The 21,071-nt window shown below is 60.1% G+C and carries 22 protein-coding genes; 20 read left to right on the top strand and 2 right to left on the bottom strand.

From position 1 onward, the window contains the following. The 20 genes from cysE to ATH90_RS23480 all read left to right on the top strand — a co-directional run bounded on the left by cysE (position 1) and on the right by ATH90_RS23480 (position 18,132). Positions 1–786, top strand: a complete 786-nt coding sequence (gene cysE / locus ATH90_RS23575) for a serine O-acetyltransferase (protein ID WP_034109258.1) — start codon at positions 1–3, stop codon at positions 784–786. A gap of 300 nt (positions 787–1,086) precedes the next feature. Next, positions 1,087–1,578: a Fe-S cluster assembly transcriptional regulator IscR gene (gene iscR / locus ATH90_RS23570; protein ID WP_003194020.1), complete on the top strand. Its 492-nt coding sequence runs from the start codon at positions 1,087–1,089 to the stop codon at positions 1,576–1,578. 50 nt (positions 1,579–1,628) lie between these two features. Then, complete coding sequence (locus ATH90_RS23565; RefSeq protein ID WP_017530022.1) at positions 1,629–2,843, top strand: IscS subfamily cysteine desulfurase; 1,215 nt, start codon at positions 1,629–1,631, stop codon at positions 2,841–2,843. A 99-nt stretch (positions 2,844–2,942) separates the two neighbouring features. Then, positions 2,943–3,329 carry a Fe-S cluster assembly scaffold IscU gene (iscU, locus tag ATH90_RS23560; RefSeq protein ID WP_003175965.1) on the top strand — a complete coding sequence of 129 codons (387 nt, stop codon included), beginning with the start codon at positions 2,943–2,945 and terminating at the stop codon, positions 3,327–3,329. 28 nt (positions 3,330–3,357) lie between these two features. After that, positions 3,358–3,681, top strand: a complete 324-nt coding sequence (gene iscA, locus ATH90_RS23555; RefSeq protein WP_003209680.1) for an iron-sulfur cluster assembly protein IscA — start codon at positions 3,358–3,360, stop codon at positions 3,679–3,681. A gap of 8 nt (positions 3,682–3,689) precedes the next feature. Continuing rightward, positions 3,690–4,211, top strand: a complete 522-nt coding sequence (gene hscB, locus ATH90_RS23550; RefSeq protein ID WP_028617850.1) for a co-chaperone HscB — start codon at positions 3,690–3,692, stop codon at positions 4,209–4,211. Positions 4,212–4,264: 53 nt separating this feature from the next. After that, positions 4,265–6,127: a Fe-S protein assembly chaperone HscA gene (hscA, locus tag ATH90_RS23545; protein WP_034109257.1), complete on the top strand. Its 1,863-nt coding sequence runs from the start codon at positions 4,265–4,267 to the stop codon at positions 6,125–6,127. Between the two features lie 3 nt (positions 6,128–6,130). Further along, positions 6,131–6,472, top strand: coding sequence for an ISC system 2Fe-2S type ferredoxin (gene fdx, locus ATH90_RS23540; protein ID WP_015885743.1), 342 nt, complete (start codon positions 6,131–6,133; stop codon positions 6,470–6,472). A gap of 14 nt (positions 6,473–6,486) precedes the next feature. Continuing rightward, the gene (gene iscX, locus ATH90_RS23535) at positions 6,487–6,687 is read left to right on the top strand and encodes a Fe-S cluster assembly protein IscX (protein ID WP_003238461.1); all 201 of its coding nucleotides are present in this window, start codon (positions 6,487–6,489) and stop codon (positions 6,685–6,687) included. A 92-nt stretch (positions 6,688–6,779) separates the two neighbouring features. Further along, positions 6,780–7,205 carry a nucleoside-diphosphate kinase gene (gene ndk / locus ATH90_RS23530; RefSeq protein WP_003175956.1) on the top strand — a complete coding sequence of 142 codons (426 nt, stop codon included), beginning with the start codon at positions 6,780–6,782 and terminating at the stop codon, positions 7,203–7,205. A 29-nt stretch (positions 7,206–7,234) separates the two neighbouring features. Further along, a complete protein-coding gene (gene rlmN, locus ATH90_RS23525; RefSeq protein ID WP_025859274.1) occupies positions 7,235–8,383 on the top strand; it encodes a dual-specificity RNA methyltransferase RlmN in 1,149 nt (382 codons plus the stop codon). A 12-nt stretch (positions 8,384–8,395) separates the two neighbouring features. Further along, the gene (pilW, locus tag ATH90_RS23520; RefSeq protein ID WP_098467336.1) at positions 8,396–9,154 is read left to right on the top strand and encodes a type IV pilus biogenesis/stability protein PilW; all 759 of its coding nucleotides are present in this window, start codon (positions 8,396–8,398) and stop codon (positions 9,152–9,154) included. Then, complete coding sequence (locus ATH90_RS23515) at positions 9,154–10,161, top strand: RodZ domain-containing protein (RefSeq protein WP_069078217.1); 1,008 nt, start codon at positions 9,154–9,156, stop codon at positions 10,159–10,161. The genes pilW and ATH90_RS23515 overlap by 1 nt, the downstream gene beginning before the upstream one ends. A gap of 2 nt (positions 10,162–10,163) precedes the next feature. After that, positions 10,164–11,273, top strand: a complete 1,110-nt coding sequence (gene ispG, locus ATH90_RS23510; RefSeq protein WP_025859271.1) for a flavodoxin-dependent (E)-4-hydroxy-3-methylbut-2-enyl-diphosphate synthase — start codon at positions 10,164–10,166, stop codon at positions 11,271–11,273. A 21-nt stretch (positions 11,274–11,294) separates the two neighbouring features. Further along, the gene (hisS, locus tag ATH90_RS23505; RefSeq protein ID WP_098467335.1) at positions 11,295–12,584 is read left to right on the top strand and encodes a histidine--tRNA ligase; all 1,290 of its coding nucleotides are present in this window, start codon (positions 11,295–11,297) and stop codon (positions 12,582–12,584) included. A 41-nt stretch (positions 12,585–12,625) separates the two neighbouring features. Next, positions 12,626–13,267 carry a YfgM family protein gene (locus ATH90_RS23500; RefSeq protein ID WP_015885737.1) on the top strand — a complete coding sequence of 214 codons (642 nt, stop codon included), beginning with the start codon at positions 12,626–12,628 and terminating at the stop codon, positions 13,265–13,267. Then, entirely contained in the window at positions 13,260–14,411 is a 1,152-nt protein-coding gene (gene bamB, locus ATH90_RS23495) for an outer membrane protein assembly factor BamB (protein ID WP_021492276.1), read from the top strand. Before ATH90_RS23500 ends, bamB begins: the two co-directional genes overlap by 8 nt. A gap of 134 nt (positions 14,412–14,545) precedes the next feature. Then, positions 14,546–16,015, top strand: a complete 1,470-nt coding sequence (der, locus tag ATH90_RS23490; protein ID WP_034109253.1) for a ribosome biogenesis GTPase Der — start codon at positions 14,546–14,548, stop codon at positions 16,013–16,015. Positions 16,016–16,204: 189 nt separating this feature from the next. After that, complete coding sequence (locus ATH90_RS23485; protein WP_098467334.1) at positions 16,205–17,353, top strand: pyridoxal phosphate-dependent aminotransferase; 1,149 nt, start codon at positions 16,205–16,207, stop codon at positions 17,351–17,353. Further along, on the top strand, positions 17,341–18,132 hold the full coding sequence (locus ATH90_RS23480; RefSeq protein ID WP_034109251.1) for an amidohydrolase: 792 nt from the start codon (positions 17,341–17,343) through the stop codon (positions 18,130–18,132). The genes ATH90_RS23485 and ATH90_RS23480 overlap by 13 nt, the downstream gene beginning before the upstream one ends. A gap of 112 nt (positions 18,133–18,244) precedes the next feature. Here ATH90_RS23480 and leuA read toward each other — a convergent pair whose 3' ends face one another. Continuing rightward, entirely contained in the window at positions 18,245–19,924 is a 1,680-nt protein-coding gene (gene leuA / locus ATH90_RS23475) for a 2-isopropylmalate synthase (RefSeq protein ID WP_034109250.1), read from the bottom strand. Positions 19,925–20,248: 324 nt separating this feature from the next. Beyond that, a complete protein-coding gene (locus tag ATH90_RS23465) occupies positions 20,249–21,070 on the bottom strand; it encodes a M23 family metallopeptidase (protein ID WP_069078220.1) in 822 nt (273 codons plus the stop codon). Between the last annotated feature and the right edge of the window lies 1 nt (position 21,071).

The raw sequence follows: 21,071 nt of genomic DNA, 5'->3' as shown, positions 1-21,071 counted from the left end.
ATGTTCGAGCGTTTGCGAGAAGATATCCAGAGTGTGTTCCACCGTGACCCGGCGGCGCGCAACGCCTTTGAAGTGCTGACGTGCTACCCCGGCATGCACGCGATCTGGATCCACCGCCTGTCTGGCGCCTTGTGGGGCATGGGCTGGAAATGGCTGGCGCGGCTGGTGTCGAACTTTGGACGCTGGTTGACCGGGATCGAGATTCACCCGGGTGCCAAGGTCGGTCGTCGCTTCTTTATCGACCATGGCATGGGCATCGTGATTGGCGAGACCGCCGAGATTGGCGATGACGTGACGCTCTATCAGGGCGTGACCCTGGGGGGTACGAGCTGGAACAAAGGCAAGCGTCATCCGACCTTGGAAAATGGCGTGGTGGTAGGGGCGGGCGCCAAGGTGCTCGGGCCGTTCACTGTCGGCGCGGGTGCCAAGGTGGGTTCAAATGCCGTGGTGACCAAGGCGGTGCCGCCTGGCGCAACGGTAGTGGGTATCCCTGGCCGAATCATCGTCAAGCCGGAGGTTGGCGACGAGCAGGAAGCCAAGCGCAAGGCCATGGCTGAGAAGATCGGCTTCGATGCCTACGGTGTCAGCGAAGACATGCCTGACCCGGTAGCGCGTGCCATTGGCCAATTGCTTGACCACCTCCAGGCGGTGGACGGCAAGCTGGAGGGTATGTGCGGTGCGCTGAAGGATCTGGGCAGTCCGTACTGTGCGAAAGATCTGCCCGAGTTGCGCGAAGAGGACTTCGCCGAAATCAAGGATGAGGCCGGTGCGACCAAGGCTGGCTAGATTTCAAGACCGGTAAAATCCCTGTGGGAGCTGGCTTGCCTGCGATTGCGGCCTGCCAGCCTCCCTTGAGTGGCTGATCCACCGCCATCGCGGGCGAGCCAGCTCCCCCCCCATTTGATCTCCATTGGTCTTGAGGTCGGGCGTTAGCCCTGTTCCTGCTGTTCGTCCCCACCCCATCCTGCTATGATTCGCGCGCCCTTTTTACGGGTAATCCTGACTAAAGTACTAGGTCTTATAGTTGACTTAAATACTCGGGAATCGCATACTTGCCCACATTCTGAAACACCTTGGTAATTGTCCATGAGACTGACTACAAAAGGCCGATACGCGGTGACCGCCATGCTTGACCTGGCTTTGCACGCGCAAACTGGGCCGGTGTCCCTGGCCGATATCTCCGAGCGCCAAGGCATTTCCCTGTCCTACCTCGAGCAGTTGTTCGCCAAGTTGCGTCGCAGCAATCTGGTTTCCAGCGTTCGTGGTCCAGGTGGCGGCTATCAGCTGTCCCGCGACATGCAGGGCATCCAGGTCGCTCAGGTGATCGATGCGGTCAACGAATCCGTCGATGCCACCAAATGCCAGGGCCTGGGTGACTGCCACGCCGGCGACACCTGCCTGACGCACCACTTGTGGTGCGATCTGAGCCTGCAGATCCATGAGTTTTTGAGTGGTATCAGCTTGGCTGATCTTGTGACTCGCCGTGAGGTGCAAGAAGTAGCCCAGCGTCAGGACCAGCGCCGTTGCAACACCAAGGCGCCGCGTCTGGACAAGATCGAAGCGTCCGCCGTCGAGTGACAGCCGAAGAGCTAACGGCACGCCAGCCAGCCTGATTTAGGAGAAAGTCCATGAAATTGCCGATTTACCTTGATTACTCAGCGACCACCCCGGTTGATCCGCGTGTCGCGCAAAAGATGAGCGAATGCCTGCTGGTTGACGGAAACTTCGGCAACCCGGCCTCCCGTTCCCACGTGTTCGGCTGGAAAGCCGAGGAAGCGGTCGAGAACGCTCGTCGCCAGGTCGCTGACCTGGTTGGCGCAGACCCGCGTGAAATCGTCTGGACCTCCGGTGCCACCGAGTCCGACAACCTGGCTATCAAGGGCGCGGCGCATTTCTACGCGACCAAAGGCAAGCACCTGATCACCACCAAGATTGAGCACAAGGCTGTCCTCGACACCATGCGCCAACTGGAGCGTGAAGGTTTCGAGGTCACCTACCTCGAGCCAACCACCGACGGTATCGTCACCCCGGCCATGATCGAAGCCGCGCTGCGTGAAGACACCATCCTGGTTTCCGTGATTCACGTGAACAACGAAATCGGCACCATCAACGACATCGCGGCCATCGGCGAGCTGACCCGCTCGAAGGGCATCCTGCTGCACGTCGACGCTGCTCAGTCCACCGGCAAGGTCGATATCGACCTGTCGAAACTGAAAGTCGACCTGATGTCGTTCTCTGCCCACAAGACCTACGGTCCTAAAGGCATCGGCGCGCTGTACGTGAGCCGCAAGCCACGCGTGCGCATCGAAGCCACCATGCACGGCGGCGGTCACGAGCGCGGCATGCGTTCGGGCACCCTGGCGACCCACCAGATCGTCGGCATGGGCGAAGCTTTCCGTGTGGCAAAGGAAGACATGGCTGCCGAAAACGTGCGCATCAAGGCCCTGAGCGACCGCTTCTACAAGCAGGTCGAGAACCTTGAAGAGCTGTACATCAACGGCAGCATGACCGCCCGTGTACCGCACAACCTTAATTTGAGCTTCAACTACGTCGAAGGTGAGTCGCTGATCATGGCGCTCAAGGACCTGGCGGTTTCGTCCGGCTCGGCCTGCACCTCGGCGTCCCTTGAGCCTTCGTATGTACTGCGCGCCCTTGGCCGCAACGACGAACTGGCACACAGCTCGATCCGCTTTACGTTCGGCCGTTTCACCACCGAAGAGCAAGTCGACTACGCCGCGCAGAAAGTCTGCGAAGCCGTCAACAAGCTGCGCGTTCTGTCGCCGCTGTGGGACATGTACAAAGACGGTGTCGATATTTCCAAGATCGAGTGGGCGGCACACTAAATATAGAAGCCGCCACCCAAGCTCTGTAGGAACGTGGCGGTAAACGCAGGCGTTTCTACAGGGTTCCAGAGCGGCCCTGATGAGTGAGGATTCAGTACCATGGCTTACAGCGAAAAGGTCATCGACCACTACGAAAACCCGCGCAACGTCGGCAAGATGAATGCGGAAGATCCTGATGTCGGCACCGGCATGGTCGGCGCTCCGGCGTGCGGCGATGTTATGCGCCTGCAGATCAAGGTCAACGACGCTGGCGTCATCGAAGACGCCAAGTTCAAGACCTACGGCTGCGGTTCGGCCATCGCCTCCAGCTCCCTGGCGACCGAATGGATGAAAGGCAAGACCCTGGATGAGGCTGTCACTATCAGCAACACCCAGCTGGCCGAAGAACTGGCCCTGCCGCCAGTGAAAATCCACTGCTCGGTACTCGCAGAAGACGCCATCAAGGCGGCCGTTCGCGACTACAAGCAGAAGAAAGGCTTGATCTAAGCATTTGGCGACGAGTAAGGAGTCAACGATGGCTATCAGCATGACAGAAGCGGCTGCGCAGCACATTCGCCGCTCCCTGAATGGGCGCGGTAAAGGTGAGGGGATTCGTCTGGGTGTTCGCACCACAGGCTGTTCCGGCCTTGCCTACGTGCTGGAGTTTGTCGACGAGGTGGTTGAAGAGGACCAGGTGTTCGAGAGTCACGGCGAGAAAGTGATCATCGACCCCAAGAGCCTGACCTACCTGGACGGCACCGAACTCGATTTCGTCAAGGAAGGGTTGAACGAAGGCTTCAAGTTCAACAACCCCAACGTACGCGGTGAATGTGGCTGCGGCGAAAGCTTCAACATCTGAGGCTATTCGTGGGTACTCCTTGTCATTTCGCTTTATTCGAGCTGCAGCCGAGCTTTCGGCTGGACCTTGAGCAGCTTGCCACGCGCTACCGAGAACTGGCGCGTGGCGTGCATCCGGACCGCTTCGCTGACGCTTCCGAGCGTGAGCAACGCCTGGCGCTGGAGCAATCGGCCAGCCTCAACGAAGCCTATCAGACGCTCAAAAGCCCTCCTAAACGCGCGCGTTACCTGCTCGCGATGAATGGTGGCGAGTTGCCGCTGGAAGTCACGGTTCACGACCCGGACTTCCTGATGCAACAGATGCAGTGGCGTGAAGAGCTCGAAGACTTGCAGGACGAAGCCGATCTGGCGGGCGTCGCGGTCTTCAAGCGTCGTCTGAAAACGGCCCAGGATGAGCTCAACGAAAGCTTCGCAGCCTGTTGGGATGATGCAGCGCAACGCGAACAGGCCGAACGCCTGATGCGGCGCATGCAGTTCCTCGACAAGCTCACCTACGAAGTGCGCCAGTTAGAAGAGCGCCTCGACGATTAACCCAGTGTGCTGCCCGTGATGCACGCCTGATAGACAGATAAGACCTGATTACCATGGCCCTACTGCAAATCGCCGAACCCGGCCAAAGTCCTCAACCGCACCAGCGTCGCCTGGCAGTCGGGATTGACCTGGGCACCACCAATTCCCTGGTTGCTGCCTTGCGCAGCGGCCTGTCCGAGCCGTTGCCCGACGTCAACGGCCAGGTAATCCTGCCATCCGCCGTGCGTTATCACGCTGATCGCACCGAAGTCGGTGAGTCGGCCAAGCTGGCAGCGTCTACCGATCCCTTGAATACCGTGCTGTCGGTCAAGCGCTTGATGGGTCGTGGTCTGTCCGACGTCAAGCAATTGGGCGACCAGCTGCCGTACCGCTTTGTCGGCGGCGAATCCCACATGCCGTTCATCGACACTGTCCAGGGCCCGAAAAGCCCGGTAGAAGTGTCGGCCGATATCCTCAAGGTGCTGCGCCAGCGTGCGGAAAAAACCCTGGGCGGCGAACTGGTGGGTGCAGTGATCACCGTCCCGGCGTATTTCGATGACGCTCAGCGCCAAGCCACCAAGGACGCGGCGAAGCTCGCCGGCCTGAACGTGCTGCGTTTGCTCAACGAGCCGACTGCAGCCGCCGTGGCCTATGGCCTGGACCAGCATGCAGAAGGCCTGGTCGCTATTTACGACCTGGGCGGCGGCACCTTTGATATTTCGATCCTGCGCCTGACCGGCGGCGTGTTCGAAGTGCTCGCTACCGGCGGCGACAGCGCCCTGGGGGGTGATGACTTCGACCACGCCATTGCGAGCTGGATCATCACCAGCGCCGGCTTGTCTGCCGACCTGGACCCGGGCGCACAGCGCAACCTGCTGCAAACCGCCTGCGCCGCCAAGGAGGCACTGACGGACGCTGCGAGCGTCGAAGTGTCCTACGGCACGTGGTCGGCCCAGCTGACCCGTGAAGCCTTCGATGCGTTGATCGAGCCGATGGTCGCCCGCAGCCTCAAAGCCTGCCGCCGCGCCGTGCGTGATTCCGGTATCGAGCTGGAAGACGTAGGTGCCGTGGTCATGGTCGGTGGCTCCACCCGCGTGCCGCGCGTGCGTGAAGCCGTTGCCGAAGCCTTTGGTCGCCAGCCGCTGACGGAAATCGACCCGGATCAAGTGGTCGCCATCGGCGCCGCGATCCAGGCCGATACCCTGGCCGGTAACAAACGTGATGGTGGCGAACTGCTGCTGCTCGACGTGATTCCGCTGTCCCTGGGACTGGAAACCATGGGGGGGCTGATGGAGAAGGTGATTCCGCGCAACACCACCATCCCCGTCGCCCGTGCCCAGGACTTCACCACTTACAAAGATGGCCAGACGGCCATGATGATTCACGTGCTGCAAGGCGAGCGTGAGCTGATCAGCGACTGCCGCTCCCTGGCACGCTTTGAATTGCGGGGTATCCCGGCGATGGTGGCGGGTGCGGCGAAGATTCGCGTGACCTTCCAGGTCGATGCCGACGGCTTGCTCAGCGTCGCTGCGCGTGAATTGGCCTCCGGTGTTGAAGCCAGCATCCAGGTCAAGCCGTCCTACGGCCTCACCGACGGCGAAATCGCCAAGATGCTCAAGGACTCGTTCCAGTACGCCGGCGATGACAAGGTCGCCCGTGTGTTGCGTGAGCAACAAGTGGATGCCCAGCGCCTGCTCGAAGCGGTGCAGGGTGCCCTTGATGCCGACGGCGAGCGCCTGCTGGATGCTGAAGAGCGCATGGTTATCGACCTGCAGATGCAGGAACTGGCCGAACTGATGAAAGGCAACGATGGCTACGCCATCGAGCAGCAGACCAAGCGCTTGTCGCAGGTGACTGATGCCTTTGCCGCCCGCCGCATGGATCAGACGGTGAAAGCCGCACTGGCCGGGCGCAACCTGAATGAAATCGAGGAATAATCAATGCCGCAGGTCATTTTTCTGCCACACGCCGAGCACTGCCCGGATGGTATGGTCGTGGAGGCTGAGACCGGCAAGTCCATCCTCGAAGTTGCCCATGACAACCACATCGAAATCGAAAGCGCCTGCGGCGGTGTGTGCGCCTGCACCACGTGCCATTGCGTGATTCGCGAAGGATTCAATAGCCTTGAAGAGGCTGATGAGCTGGAAGAAGACTTTCTTGATCGTGCCTGGGGCCTGGAAGCGACTTCTCGCCTAAGCTGTCAGGCCAAGGTCGGGACCGAAGACATCACCGTCGAAATCCCGAAATATTCCCTCAACCATGCAGCCGAAGCGCCGCATTGATTCAAGGAAATGTCATGAGCCTGAAATGGGTTGATGTACAAGAAATCGCTATACAGCTTGCTGAAGCTCATCCGGAGGTCAATCCTCTGACTGTCAACTTCGTCAAGCTGCGCAACCTGGTGATGGAGCTGCCGGACTTCGATGACATCCCCGACCGGGGTGGCGAGAAGGTCCTGGAGGCGATTCAAGGCCTGTGGATCGAAGAAGCAGACTGAGCCGCCTTTTTACGCAGTTAGGCAATACCCAATAACCCGCGTATAATTCGCGGGTTTAATTTTTCGTAAATTACCGTTTCTGGAGTTACACCATGGCTGTTCAACGTACTTTCTCCATCATCAAGCCTGACGCTGTTGCAAAAAACGTCATCGGCGAGATCACCACTCGTTTCGAAAAAGCCGGCCTGAAGGTTGTAGCTTCGAAACTCAAGCAACTGTCCAAGGCTGAAGCTGAAGGCTTCTACGCTGAGCACAGCGCTCGTGGCTTCTTCGGCGACCTGGTTGCCTTCATGATCTCCGGTCCTGTTGTTGTTCAGGTTCTGGAAGGCGAAAACGCTATCGCTCTGAACCGTGAGCTGATGGGCGCTACCAACCCTAAAGAAGCTGCTGCCGGCACCATCCGTGCTGACTTCGCTGAATCCATCGACGCCAACGCTGTACACGGCTCGGACTCCGAAGCCGCTGCTGCTCGCGAAATCTCGTACTTCTTCGCCGCTACTGAAGTAACCGCTCGCTAAGCATCGGCTTAAAGAGTGAGGGTGAATCCATGACGACATCGACTGTAAAAACCAACCTGCTGGGGCTGACCCAGCCGGAAATGGAGAAATTCTTCGACTCAATCGGGGAGAAGCGTTTCCGTGCCGGTCAGGTAATGAAATGGATTCACCACTTTGGCGTCGACGATTTCGACGCCATGACGAACGTCAGCAAGGCCTTGCGCGATAAGCTCAAGGCTATTGCTGAGGTCCGTGGTCCCGAAGTGGTCAGCGAGGACATCTCCAGCGACGGCACCCGTAAGTGGGTGGTGCGCGTGGCGTCCGGCAGCTGCGTCGAGACGGTATACATTCCCCAGGGCAAACGCGGCACCTTGTGCGTTTCGTCCCAGGCAGGCTGTGCCCTGGACTGCAGTTTCTGCTCCACCGGCAAGCAAGGCTTCAATAGCAACCTCACCGCCGCCGAAGTGATCGGCCAGGTGTGGATTGCCAACAAATCCTTTGGCAGCGTGCCGGCGACCGTCGACCGTGCCATCACCAACGTGGTGATGATGGGCATGGGTGAGCCGCTGCTGAATTTCGACAACGTCGTTTCGGCCATGCACCTGATGATGGACGACCTGGGCTACGGCATCTCCAAGCGCCGCGTGACCCTGTCGACCTCCGGCGTGGTGCCGATGATCGATGAGCTGTCCAAGCACATCGACGTCTCCCTGGCGTTGTCGCTGCACGCACCCAATGACGCATTGCGTAACCAATTGGTGCCGATCAACAAGAAGTATCCGCTTAAGATGCTGCTCGAATCTTGCCAGCGCTACATGTCGTCCCTGGGCGAGAAGCGCGTGCTGACCATCGAGTACACCTTGCTCAAGGACATCAATGACAAGGTTGAACACGCGGTCGAGATGATCGAGTTGCTCAAGAACATCCCGTGCAAGATCAACCTGATTCCGTTTAACCCGTTTCCACATTCTGGCTACGAGCGGCCGAGCAACAACGCCATCCGCCGTTTCCAGGATCAACTGCACCAGGCCGGCTACAACGTCACCGTACGCACCACGCGTGGCGAAGACATCGACGCCGCCTGTGGCCAATTGGTAGGGCAGGTGATGGACCGCACCCGCCGCAGCGAGCGCTATATCGCCGTGCGTGAATTGAACGCCGCCGACGATCTGCCGCAAATTGCTGTGAATCGAATCTGAGAGAGGATCTCTATGCCCTTGCGCCTTGCGCTGCTTTTGCTTGTTACCGGTCTAGTCGCCGGTTGTGTTTCATCGGGCCATGACAGCCCTTTGCAAACCGGTAAAGGCCGTGAAGAGGCGCGAGTTGCCTATGTGCAACTGGGCTTGGGTTACCTTCGACAAGGCATGAGCGAACAGGCCAAGGTGCCGTTGAAGAAGGCCCTTGCGCTGGACAGCGACGACGCCGATGCCAATGCCGCACTGGCCCTGGTATTCCAGGCCCAGGCCGAGCCTGAACTGGCCGAACAGTACTTTCACAAGGCCCTGGCCTCCCGTCCTGCCGACCCACGGCTGCTGAACAACTACGGCAGCTTCCTGTTCGAGCAGAAACGGTATGACCAGGCCGCCCTTTATTTCCAGCAAGCCAGCGCCGATACCCTCTATCCTGAGCGTTCGCGCGTGTTCGAGAACCTCGGGGTTACTTCGATACGCCTTGGCCAGCGTGACAGCGCGCGCCAGCAACTGGAAAAAGCCTTGCACTTGAACAGTCACCAGCCTCGGGCATTGCTCGAAATGGCTGAGTTGTCCTACGAAGACAGGCATTATGTGCCGGCACGTGACTATTACGAGCGTTTTAGCCTGCTCAGCGGGCAAAATGCACGTAGTCTATTGCTCGGTGTGCGCCTGGCGACGGTTCATGAAGAACGCGACACGGCCGCACGTTTTGGCCAGCAACTCGAACGACTCTATCCCGGTACGCCGGAATATCAGCAATACCTGTCGGAGCAATGATGAAAGCGGCGCACCCGGAAGTTGTAGCAGCTAATCGCGTAAACCCAGGCGACACCTTGCGTCAGGCCCGCGAAAGCAATGGTTGGTCGCTGGCGGAAGTGGCCCTCAAGCTCAATTTGACCACCACCTCCCTGGGCAATCTGGAAGCCGGTGCGTTCGATAAGCTGCCGGGGCATACCTTCGCCCGCGGCTATATCCGTGCCTACGCCAAGCTGCTGGGGATCGACCAGGCCGTACTGGTACAGGAATTTGACCAGTTCACCGGCACCGACTCCCAGGGCAGCAATGTGCATGGCCTGGGTCGCATCGAAGAACCGGTGCGGGTTTCCCACACGATTTTGCGCATTGTCAGCCTGTTGCTGCTGATCGCTGTCATTGGTGGCGGTTTCGTCTGGTGGCAAGACCAGGCCTCCCAGCGCACCAAGGACCTGACCAGCAACGCCATGGAGCACGTCGAGGTCGAAAGCGCCGACGGCACGACCCAGATTCATCCGCTGGATGAGCCGGAAGACCAGGCTGTGGTCGAAGGCCAAGCCGCACCTGAAGCGCCGGTTGCCACTGAGCAGCCAGCACCGGAAACCGCACCCGCCGCGACGGCTGCCGTACCGACTCCCGCGACGCCAGCTGCACCGGCTCACACCCCGGCTGCCCCGGTTGCCCAGGCCCATACTCCGGCTGCCCCTGTGCAGGCGCCAGCGACTGCAACGCCAGCTGCCCCGGCGGCTCCTGCGATTTCGCCGCCCACCGCTCCAGCATTGATCGCCGGTGATGGCCGCGTACAGATTACCTTTGTCGCTGACTGCTGGACGCAAGTCACCGACGGCAATGGCAAAGTGCTGTTCAGCGGTCTCAAGCGTAAGGGAGATACGCTCGACCAGGGTGGCAAGCCTCCTTTGACGCTGCGTCTGGGCTTTGCCCGTGGCGCGCAAGTGGCCTACAACGGCCAGCCTGTGGACGTGGCGCCGTTCACCAGTGGCGAGACCGCTCGCCTGAAGTTGGGACAATAGTCATGCACGGCGAATCTCCAATCAAACGTCGCGTATCGCGCAAGATCTGGGTCGGCTCGGTGCCGGTGGGTGGCGACGCCCCCATCGCGGTACAGAGCATGACCAACAGCGACACCAATGACGTGGCCGCCACCGTTGCCCAGATCAACCGTCTGGAAGCCGCTGGCGTGGACATCGTGCGGGTGTCCGTGCCGGACATGGACGCTGCCGAAGCCTTCGGTCGCATCAAGCAACTGGTCAAGGTGCCGTTGGTTGCCGACATTCACTTCGACTACAAGATCGCATTGCGCGTAGCCGAGCTGGGTGTGGACTGCCTGCGTATCAACCCGGGCAACATCGGTCGTGAAGACCGTGTGCGCGCTGTGGTTGACGCTGCTCGTGACCGTGGCATTCCGATCCGTATCGGTGTCAACGCCGGCTCGCTGGAAAAAGACCTGCAAAAGAAATACGGCGAGCCTACCCCGGCGGCGCTGGTTGAATCGGCGTTGCGCCATGTTGAACACCTGGAACGCCTGAATTTCCAGGACTTCAAGGTCAGCGTAAAGGCCTCCGACGTGTTCATGGCGGTAGAGGCCTACCGCTTGCTGGCCAAGGAAATCGTGCAGCCGTTGCACCTGGGTATCACTGAAGCCGGCGGTTTACGCTCAGGCACAGTGAAATCTGCGGTGGGTCTCGGTATGCTGCTCGCCGAAGGGATTGGCGATACTATCCGCATCTCCCTGGCGGCAGACCCGGTAGAGGAAGTGAAGGTCGGTTACGACATTCTCAAATCCCTGCATTTGCGTTCCCGTGGCATCAACTTCATTGCCTGCCCGAGCTGCTCGCGGCAGAACTTCGACGTGGTGAAAACCATGAACGAACTGGAAGGACGCCTTGAAGACCTGCTGGTGCCGCTGGATGTTGCGGTGATCGGTTGTGTGGTCAACGGTCCGGGTGAAGCCAAAGAGGCGCACATCGGCCTGACCGGTGGTACACCGAACCTGATCTACATCGACGGCAAGCCGTCGCAGAAGTTGACGAATGACAATCTGGTGGATGAGCTCGAAAGACTGATCCGCGAGAAAGCGGCCGAGAAGGTCGCGGCTGACGCAGCGCTGATCGCGCGCGGCTAAGAACGAATTTAAGGATTTGATGTGAGCAAGTCTCTGCAAGCCATTCGTGGCATGAACGACATCCTGCCGGAGCAGACGCCGCTGTGGCGCTATTTCGAAGGCACTGTCGCGCGCCTGCTGGATAACTACGGTTACAAGCAGATCCGCATGCCGATCGTCGAGTTCACCGAGCTGTTCAAGCGCTCCATCGGTGAAGTGACCGACATCGTCGAAAAAGAGATGTACACCTTTGAAGACCGCAACGGCGACTCCCTGACCCTGCGTCCGGAAGGCACTGCCGCGTGCGTGCGTGCCGTGCTCGAGCATGGCCTCACCGGTGGCGGCCAGCCGCAGAAGCTGTGGTACATCGGCCCGATGTTCCGCCACGAGCGCCCGCAGAAGGGTCGCTATCGCCAGTTCCACCAGATCGGCCTGGAGGTGTTCAACCTCGACGGCCCGGACATCGACGCCGAGCTGATCGTGCTGACCTGGCGCCTGTGGGGCCAACTGGGCATCCGCGACGCGGTCAAGCTTGAACTCAACAGCCTGGGCACCAGCGAATCCCGGGGCCGCTACCGCGTTGCCCTGGTCGAGTACCTGTCCGCCCACCTGGACAAGCTGGACGAAGACAGCCAGCGCCGTCTGAAGACCAACCCATTGCGCGTCCTCGATACCAAGAACGCCGACACCCAGGCCGTGCTGGTCAACGCGCCAAAAATGGCCGATTACCTGGACGACGAATCCCGTACGCACTTCGAGGGCCTCAAGGCGCGTCTGGATGCGGCCGGTATTCCGTACGTGATCAACCCGAAACTCGTGCGTGGCCTCGACTACTACAGCAAGACCGTGTTCGAGTGGGTCACCGACAAACTTGGCGCCCAAGGCACCGTGTGTGCCGGTGGCCGCTACGACGGCCTGGTCGAGCAGATGGGCGGCAAGCCGACCACGGGCGTGGGTTTTGCCATGGGCATCGAGCGGCTGATCCTGCTGCTCGAAACCCTTGGGCAGGTCCCGGAAGAAATTTACCGTCAGGTGGACGTGTACCTGTGCGCCTTTGGCGAGGCCGCCGAACTGGCTGCCCTGGCCCTGAGCGAAAAAGTCCGCGACCAACTGCCGAACCTGCGCCTGCAGATCAATGCCGGCGCCGGCAGCTTCAAGAGCCAGTTCAAGAAGGCCGACAAGAGCGGTGCGCTTTATGCACTGATCCTCGGCGAAGACGAACTGGCCCAGCAAGTGATAGGTTTCAAACCCCTGCGTGGCCAGGGTGAGCAACAGAACATTGCCTTTGATGCGCTCGCTGCGCACTTGGCCACCTGCGTCGTGCAGGGTTGAAGCTGTCGAACAGCCGAATTTAGCGATTAAGGAGTATTGGGGTGTCGAGTACTGATGATGAGCAACTGGCCGAATTCAAGGACTGGTGGCAGCGTAACGGCAAGCCCCTGGTTACTGGTGGGCTGCTGGCTTTAGTGGTGGTGTTCGGCTGGCAAGCCTGGACCAAGTATCAGGCCAACCAGTCCCAAGGCGCCTCGATCCTCTATCAGCAACTGCTGGAAACCACCCTGACGCCGGACGGCAAGCCTGACCCGGCGCAGGTTGCCGACCTGGCCGGCAAGCTGAAGAACGAATTCGGTGGTAGCACCTACGCCCAATACGGCAGCCTGTTCGTCGCGAAAGTCGCGGTCGACACCGGCAAGCTGGATGACGCCGCCGCTGAGCTGAAGGCCATCGCCGACAAGCCGACCAACCCGACCCTGGGTGAAATCGCACGTCAGCGCCTGGCTCAGGTACTGGCGGCACAGAACAAGGCTGACGAAGCACTCAAACTGCTCGACGGCGATGCTGACAAGGCATTTGTAGCCACTCGCGAAGAGCTCAAGGGCGACCTGTTGGTCCAATTGGGTCGTACCGACGAAGCCAATGCTGCGTACCAAAAAGCCAAGGCGGCGCTGTCTGATGAAGCGGCGGTCGGTGGCTTACAAATCAAGCTGGACGACTTGGCCAAAGGGGATGCGTGACGTGATCCGTTGGAAACATGCAGCATTGCTGGCTCTGGCCGTTCTGGCCGCGGGTTGCAGCAGCAACAGTAAAAAAGAACTGCCGCCTGCGGAGCTCACCAGCTTCAAGGAAGAAGTGGTCCTGCAAAAGCAGTGGAGCCGCTCCATCGGTGATGGCCAGGGTGAAACCTACAACATGTTGGTGCCGGCAATCGACGGTGACAACATTGTGGCGGCTGACGTGACCGGCGTGGTGATCTCCATGGATCGCATGAACGGCGACGTCAAGTGGAAGAAAGACCTCGAATTGCCTGTCTCCGGCGCCGTAGGCGTGGGTTACGGCATGGTCATGCTCGGCACGCTGAAAGGCGAAGTCGTGGCCCTGGATTCGAGCACCGGTGAAGAAAAATGGCGCGCTCGCGTGACCAGTGAAGTCCTCGCACCGCCTGCCACCAATGGCGATATCGTCGTGGTGCAAACCCAGGACGACCGTGTGATCGGCCTCGACGCCAGCACTGGCGAACAGCGCTGGTTGTACGACAGCACCCCTGCGGTGCTGACGCTGCGCGGTACCAGTGGTCCGATTGTGACCAACAATCTGGCCGTTGCAGGCCTGTCGACCGGTAAAGTGGTCGCCCTGGATACCCAGAACGGCGTGCCGGCCTGGGAAACCCGTGTGGCCATTCCTCAAGGTCGTTCCGAGCTGGACCGCGTAGTGGACATCGACGGTGGCTTGCTGCTGTCCGGTGAAACCCTCTACGTCGCCACTTACCAGGGCCGTGTCGCGGCGCTGGACCTGCAGAGCGGTCGTGTGAACTGGCAGCGTGATGCTTCCAGCTACGCCGGTGTCGCCCAAGGGTTTGGCAGCGTCTACGTAAGCCTGGCGTCCGGCACCGTTGAAAGTGTCGACGAGCGTTCCACCACTGCACTGTGGAGCAACGACTCCCTGGCTCGCCGCCAACTGTCGGCACCAGAAGTATTCTCCAGCTACGTGGCGGTCGGTGATTTCGAAGGCTACCTGCACCTGCTGAGCCAGGTGGATGGTCGCTTCGTAGGTCGTGAGCGTATCGACAGCGACGGCCTGCGTGCGCGTCCGCTGGTGGTGGGTAACATGCTTTATGTGTATGGCAACAGCGGCAAGCTGGAAGCCCTGACCATCAAGTAAGAACTATGCTTGGGGTAACACCCAGGCGGCCCCGCTTCGGCGGGGCATGCGGCATTTGATTATGCTGCCCCGAGCACCAGCCGCTGCCTTGCAGCGGCTTTTGTATTTTCTGAAATAACGAAGTGGAGAGCCGCATGGTTCCCGTAATCGCCCTGGTGGGCCGACCTAACGTCGGCAAGTCCACCTTGTTCAACCGCCTGACCAGGACTCGTGACGCCATCGTCGGCGACTTGTCCGGTCTGACCCGTGATCGCCAATACGGTGAGGCAAAGTGGCAAGGGCGCTCCTACATTATTGTCGACACCGGTGGTATCTCCGGTGACGAGCATGGCATGGACGAAAAAATGGCCGAGCAGTCGCTGCTGGCCATTGAAGAAGCCGATGTCGTGTTGTTCCTGGTGGACGCCCGTGCGGGCTACACCGCTGCCGACCAGATGATTGGCGAGCACCTGCGCAAGCGCAACAAGCGTTCCTATCTGGTCGCCAACAAGATCGACAACATCGATCCTGAGCAGGCCCGTGCCGAATTCAGCCCGATGGGCCTGGGCGACGCGATTCCAATCGCCGGTGCCCACGGTCGCGGTATCACCCAGATGCTGGAAATCGCCCTGCGCGACTTCCCCAAGGATGACGTCGAGGAAGAAGAGGGCGAGGAAGAGATCGTCGCCGAAGGTGAGGAAGCCAAGCGCATTCCTGGCCCGAGTGAAAAAGACGGCATCAAGATCGCCATCATCGGCCGCCCTAACGTTGGCAAGTCGACCCTGGTCAACCGCATGCTCGGTGAAGACCGGGTTATCGTGTACGACCAGCCCGGCACCACTCGCGACAGCATCTACATCCCGTTCGAACGTAACGACGAGAAGTACACGCTGATCGACACCGCCGGTGTGCGCAAGCGCGGCAAGATCCACGAGGAAGTTGAAAAGTTCTCCGTGGTGAAAACCCTGCAGGCGATCAAAGACGCCAACGTGGTGATCTTTGTGATGGACGCCCGCGAAGGCGTGGTAGACCACGACCTCAACCTGCTGGGCTTTGCCCTTGAAGCCGGTCGTGCCTTGGTGATCGCGATCAACAAGTGGGACGGCATGACGCCAAGCGAGCGCGACTTCGTCAAGATCGAGCTGCAGCGTCGCTTGTTCTTCGTCGAGTTCGCCGATATCCACTTCATCTCGGCACTGCACGGCACCGGCGTGGGCAACCTCTACGCTTCCGTCCAGAACTCGTTCAAGTCCGCGGTCACCCGCTGGCCGACCAACCGCCTCACCCAGATCCTGGAAGACGCCGTTGGCGAGCACGCGCCGCCGATGGTCAACAACCGCCGGATCAAACTGCGTTACGCCCACTTGGGTGGTGCCAACCCGCCGATTATCGTGATCCACGGTAACCAGATCGAGAAGGTGCCTAAGTCCTATGTGCGTTATCTGGAAAACACTTACCGCCGTGTCTTGAAACTGGTCGGTACGCCGATCCGTATCGAGTTCAAGGGTGGCGAGAACCCGTACGAAGGCAACAAGAACACACTGACTGACCGTCAGGTGAACAAGAAGCGTCGCTTGATGACTCACCACAAGAAGGCCGACAAGAAGCGCCGGGATAAAAGGTAGGTAAGCGACGAGTGGCAAACGCCAGGTAAAAGCGAGAGTGTTTTCAGCGTGTAGCTAATAGCTTGACGCTCAAACCGCCAGGTACAAAAAAGGGCTCTAAATGAGCCCTTTTTTGTGCCTGGCGGTTTGCCCCTTGACCTGCTTGCAGCTTGCAGCTTAAAACTTGCAGCTCACCCGAAGGGGGCTCCCATGATCACCAGCAAGCTGCCGAATGTCGGCACAACGATTTTCACCACCATGTCGCAACTTGCCGCTGAAACCGGCGCACTCAACCTGTCCCAGGGCTTCCCGGACTTCAATGGCCCCCAGGGTTTGCTCGATGCAGTGGGCAAGCATATTGCCCTCGGTCACAACCAATATGCGCCTATGACCGGCCTGCCAGTGCTGCGTCAGCAGGTGGCCGCCAAGATCGCCCGCAGTTATGGCGCGACGGTCAATGCCGACAGTGAAGTGACCATCACCCCTGGCGCCACCGAAGCAATTTTCTGCGCGATCCAGGCGGTGATTCGCCATGGCGATGAAGTCATCGTGTTCGACCCCTGCTACGACAGCTACGAGCCCTCAGTGGAACTGGCCGGTGGGCGTTGCGTGCATGTGCAACTGAGCCTGGACGGCTTTGCCCTCGACTTCGAGAAGGTCAAGGCGGCGCTGTCACCGCGCACGCGCATGATCATCCTCAACTCCCCCCATAACCCCACCGGCGCGCTGATCAGCCGCGCCGAGCTGGACCAATTGGCCGAACTGATCCGCGACCGTGATATCTACCTGGTCAGCGACGAAGTCTACGAACACCTGGTATTCGACGGCGTGCCGCACGTCAGCGTGCTGGCCCATGAAGAGCTGTACCGGCGCGCCTTCGTGGTCAGCTCCTTCGGCAAGACCTATCACGTCACCGGCTGGAAAACCGGCTACGTGGTCGCGCCGCCGGCCCTCACCGCAGAACTGCGCAAGGTGCATCAATACGTCAATTTCTGCGGCGTAACCCCGCTGCAGCACGCGCTGGCCGACTTCATGGCCGAACACCCGGAGCACGTCGAGGCGCTGCCAGCGTTCTACCAGGCCAAGCGCGATCTGTTCTGCGATTTGCTGGCGCCGTCCCGTTTCAGCTTTACCCGCGTGACCGGCACCTACTTCCAGTTGGTGGATTACTCCCGGATCCGTCCGGACCTGGACGACGTCGCCATGTCCCTCTGGATGACCCGCGAACACGGCGTGGCCACCATTCCAGTCTCGGTGTTCTACCAGACCCCACCCCAAGGCCAGCGCCTGGTGCGCCTGTGCTTTGCCAAACGCGAGGAAACGCTGCAACAAGCGGCGGAAAAACTATGCGTGATCTGAGTGCACTGCCGAACCTGAATATCGCCCTGGTCCAGACCAGCCTGGCCTGGCATGACCGCCAAGCCAACCTTGAACACTTCGAGCTGCTGCTTGAGCAAGCCAGAGGCGCCGACCTGATTGTACTGCCGGAGATGTTCACCACCGGTTTCTCCATGGCGTCAGCCACCCTGGCCGAGCCGGAGAACGGTCCGACCCACCGCTGGCTCCAGGCCCAGGCAGCGAAGTACGGCGCCGTGATCACCGGCAGTGTGATTATCCAGGCCGCCGACGGCAGCCATCGCAATCGCCTGCTGTGGGCACGGCCGGAGGGTGAAGTGTTGCATTACGACAAGCGCCACCTGTTCCGCATGGCCGGCGAGCACGACCACTACACCCCTGGCGAACGCCAAGTGCAGTTCGAATTGAAGGGGTGGCGCATTCGCCCATTGATTTGCTACGACCTGCGCTTCCCGGTGTGGAGTCGCGATGCCCAGGACACTGACTTGCTGCTGTACACCGCCAATTGGCCAGGTGCGCGTCGCCTGCATTGGAACCGATTGCTGCCGGCGCGGGCCATCGAGAACCTGTGCTATGTGGCGGCCGTTAACCGCGTGGGCACGGATGGGAAGGGATTTGCCTACACGGGGGACAGTCAGGTGCTGGACTTCCAGGGCGAGACCCTGCTCAGTGCGGGGGAAGCGGATGGGGTGTTCCAGGTGAACCTGGATGCGGCGGAATTGGCCGCGTATCGCACCAAGTTTCCGGCGAACCTGGATGCCGACAGCTTCCAGTTCGTCTGATCGACCGCTATCGCGGGCCAGCCCGCGAAGAGGCCATCAGCCTCATCCAAGACCCACAGCAAAAAAGGCCCCTGGATTCACACCCAGGGGCCTTCGCATTTAAGCAGGCGTTTTACGCTGCCTTCGCTTCCTGCTGGCTCAACGAGCGGTTCAGCGCACTGAACAGCGCCTTGAAGCTGGCCGTGGTGATGTTTTCATCAATACCCACGCCATGCACCGGGCGCTCGCCGTTTACACGCAGTTCGATGTAGGCCGCTGCCTTGGCGTGGGTGCCTGCACCGATCGCATGTTCGTTGTAGTCCATGATCTCCACGCCAATCGGCAGGCCCGCCACCAGCGCTTCCAACGCGCCGTTGCCTTTACCTTTCCAGTGCAGGTTGGTTTCGCCCTGGCCCTTGCCCGAGACTTCCACCTCGACAAAGCTGTTGCCGTTCTCTTCCTGCAGGCGATGGCTGACCAACGCGTACGGGGTATTGGCTTGCAGGTATTCACGCTGCAGCAAGGCGTAGATCTGCGGTGCGGTCATCTCCAGGCCGACGCGGTCGGTTTCAGCCTGTACCACTTGGCTGAACTCGATCTGCATGCGGCGCGGCAAGCTGATGTCGTATTCCTGCTCCAGCAGGTAGGCGATGCCGCCTTTGCCCGACTGGCTGTTCACGCGAATTACCGCTTCGTAGCTGCGGCCAATGTCGGCCGGGTCGATCGGCAAGTACGGCACTTCCCACAGCGCATCGTCTTTCTGCTGGGAGAAGCCCTTGCGGATGGCGTCCTGGTGCGAGCCGGAGAACGCCGTGTGAACCAGGTCACCGACGTATGGATGACGCGGGTGGACCTGAATCTGGTTGCACTCCTCGACGACTTTGCGCACGCCATCGATGTCGGAGAAATCCAGCTGCGGGTCAAGGCCCTGGGTGTACATATTCAGCGCGACGGTCACCAGGTCGACGTTACCGGTGCGCTCGCCATTACCGAACAGGCAGCCTTCGACACGGTCGGCGCCGGCCATCAGGCCCAGCTCGGTGGCGGCCACGCCGGTGCCACGGTCGTTGTGGGTGTGCAGGCTGATGATCACGCTGTCACGGCGGTTGATATGACGACCGAACCACTCGATCTGGTCGGCATAGATGTTTGGCGTGGCGCATTCCACGGTGGCCGGCAGGTTGAGGATCATCTTGTGCTCGGGCGTCGGGTTCCACACCTCGATCACCGCATCGCACACTTCCTTGGCGAACTCCAGCTCGGTGGCGCTGAAGGTCTCAGGGGAGTATTCGAAGGTCCACTGGGTTTCCGGCTGTTGGGCGGCATATTTGACGAACAGCTTGGCCGCGTTGACTGCGATGGCCTTGATGCCTTCCTTGTCCTGGTTGAACACGATACGGCGGAAGGACGGCGACGTGGCGTTGTACAGGTGCACGATGGCCTTTTTGGCGCCGCGCAGGGATTCGAATGTGCGTGCGATCAGGTCTTCACGGCCCTGGGTCAGCACCTGGATGGTGGTGTCCTCGGGGATGTGGTTGTCTTCGATCAGGGTACGCACGAAGTCAAAGTCGGTTTGCGAGGCTGCCGGGAACGAGGCTTCGATTTCCTTCACGCCAACGGCGACCAGGGTCTTCCAGAAGCGCAGCTTTTTCACGGCGTCCATCGGCTCGATCAGCGACTGGTTACCATCACGCAGGTCGGAACTGCACCAGATCGGCGCTTCGGTGATGGTCTTCGATGGCCAGGTGCGGTCCGGGATATCGATGGTCGGGAACGCGCGGTACTTCGAAGACGGGTCTTTGAGCATGCTCATCGGGAAATCCTTTGTTGTAGGGGCCGAGAAAAGGCGGCCTGCCGTAGAACTGTTTTTAGGGATAAAACGTCAAGACGAGGCAGATCGATTCAGCCTGGCAGTCGTGCGCTGACTAGGCACAGGCTGCGGTGCTGGCGGAGCTGAATGAGGGTGTGAGAGGTTTTCATAAGCTCAACCCTAACCGCAGGGGTGAAAGATGGCAAGCAGTCGAGAAAAATTGAGAGAAGTTCTTCTCTCGGCGTGGGAAACGAGATTTTATGCCCTTATATGAGGCTGGGTCTGGTTTTAATTGCGCGCCCGTTATCGGGCGCGCAATTGAACGATTCAGGGTTGGAACGCGCCGATAAAGATCGCCGGGTCCACCCTCGCGTCGTTCAGGCTGACGTTCCAGTGCATGTGCGGCCCGGTCGCACGGCCCGTCGAACCGACCTTGCCCACCACGGCACCGCGCGCCAGTTGCTGGCCGACTTTCACGTCGATCTTCGACATGTGGCAGAACATGCTGATGAAGCCTTGGCCATGGTCGACGAACACGGTGTTGCCGTTGAAGAAGTAGTTGCCGACCAGAATCACCTTACCGTTCGCCGGGGTCTTGATCGGGGTACCGGCCGGTACGGCGAAGTCCAGGCCCGAGTGGGGGTTGCGCTCTTCACCGTTGAAGAAGCGACGCACGCCAAACTTGCTCGACAGCGGCCCGTTCACCGGCTTGTCCAGCACCAGATTGCTCGGCAGGTTCGGGCTGAAACTGCGGTAGGCCTTGATTTGCACCGCCAGCTCGGCCTCGATGCGCTTGAGTTGCGCCGGGTCGGGGTTCACTTGGCTTTTGTTTTTCAGGGTAATGCGTTGTTCCGGGTACTTTTTGTAACCGACGATAAACGGCAGGTTACGACCGCCGCTGCTGATGCGTTCGTTGCCTGGCTTGACCGTCAACGGAATACCGACAATCGCCAGCCAGTTGTCGGCCTCTTTCACCACCAGCACCGGCTTGCCCTGATAGGTGGCTTTCGGGGCCGCCGCTGCGGGACCCAGCTCGACGACGGCAACGCCACCCGGCACCGGTTTGTTCAAGGTGCGGGTGATGTAGCTGTCGGCGTGGGCGTTGAAGGCGAGGCAAAACAACATCAGCAGGCTAAAGAGACGTGGCATC

Origin of the sequence: Pseudomonas lurida, assembly GCF_002563895.1 — a bacterium.
Taxonomy (GTDB): domain Bacteria; phylum Pseudomonadota; class Gammaproteobacteria; order Pseudomonadales; family Pseudomonadaceae; genus Aquipseudomonas; species Aquipseudomonas lurida.
Note: the sequence above shows the minus strand (reverse complement) of the source record. Positions and strands in the feature narration are given on the sequence as shown.

Coding starts and splice junctions, on each gene's coding strand:
- cysE (WP_034109258.1), top strand. CDS start 1: ATGTTCGAGCGTTTGCGAGAAGATATCCAGAGTGTGTTCCACCGTGAC.
- iscR (WP_003194020.1), top strand. CDS start 1,087: ATGAGACTGACTACAAAAGGCCGATACGCGGTGACCGCCATGCTTGAC.
- ATH90_RS23565 (WP_017530022.1), top strand. CDS start 1,629: ATGAAATTGCCGATTTACCTTGATTACTCAGCGACCACCCCGGTTGAT.
- iscU (WP_003175965.1), top strand. CDS start 2,943: ATGGCTTACAGCGAAAAGGTCATCGACCACTACGAAAACCCGCGCAAC.
- iscA (WP_003209680.1), top strand. CDS start 3,358: ATGGCTATCAGCATGACAGAAGCGGCTGCGCAGCACATTCGCCGCTCC.
- hscA (WP_034109257.1), top strand. CDS start 4,265: ATGGCCCTACTGCAAATCGCCGAACCCGGCCAAAGTCCTCAACCGCAC.
- fdx (WP_015885743.1), top strand. CDS start 6,131: ATGCCGCAGGTCATTTTTCTGCCACACGCCGAGCACTGCCCGGATGGT.
- iscX (WP_003238461.1), top strand. CDS start 6,487: ATGAGCCTGAAATGGGTTGATGTACAAGAAATCGCTATACAGCTTGCT.
- ndk (WP_003175956.1), top strand. CDS start 6,780: ATGGCTGTTCAACGTACTTTCTCCATCATCAAGCCTGACGCTGTTGCA.
- rlmN (WP_025859274.1), top strand. CDS start 7,235: ATGACGACATCGACTGTAAAAACCAACCTGCTGGGGCTGACCCAGCCG.
- pilW (WP_098467336.1), top strand. CDS start 8,396: ATGCCCTTGCGCCTTGCGCTGCTTTTGCTTGTTACCGGTCTAGTCGCC.
- ATH90_RS23515 (WP_069078217.1), top strand. CDS start 9,154: ATGAAAGCGGCGCACCCGGAAGTTGTAGCAGCTAATCGCGTAAACCCA.
- ispG (WP_025859271.1), top strand. CDS start 10,164: ATGCACGGCGAATCTCCAATCAAACGTCGCGTATCGCGCAAGATCTGG.
- bamB (WP_021492276.1), top strand. CDS start 13,260: ATGCGTGACGTGATCCGTTGGAAACATGCAGCATTGCTGGCTCTGGCC.
- der (WP_034109253.1), top strand. CDS start 14,546: ATGGTTCCCGTAATCGCCCTGGTGGGCCGACCTAACGTCGGCAAGTCC.
- ATH90_RS23485 (WP_098467334.1), top strand. CDS start 16,205: ATGATCACCAGCAAGCTGCCGAATGTCGGCACAACGATTTTCACCACC.
- ATH90_RS23480 (WP_034109251.1), top strand. CDS start 17,341: ATGCGTGATCTGAGTGCACTGCCGAACCTGAATATCGCCCTGGTCCAG.
- leuA (WP_034109250.1), bottom strand. CDS start 19,924: ATGAGCATGCTCAAAGACCCGTCTTCGAAGTACCGCGCGTTCCCGACC.
- ATH90_RS23465 (WP_069078220.1), bottom strand. CDS start 21,070: ATGCCACGTCTCTTTAGCCTGCTGATGTTGTTTTGCCTCGCCTTCAAC.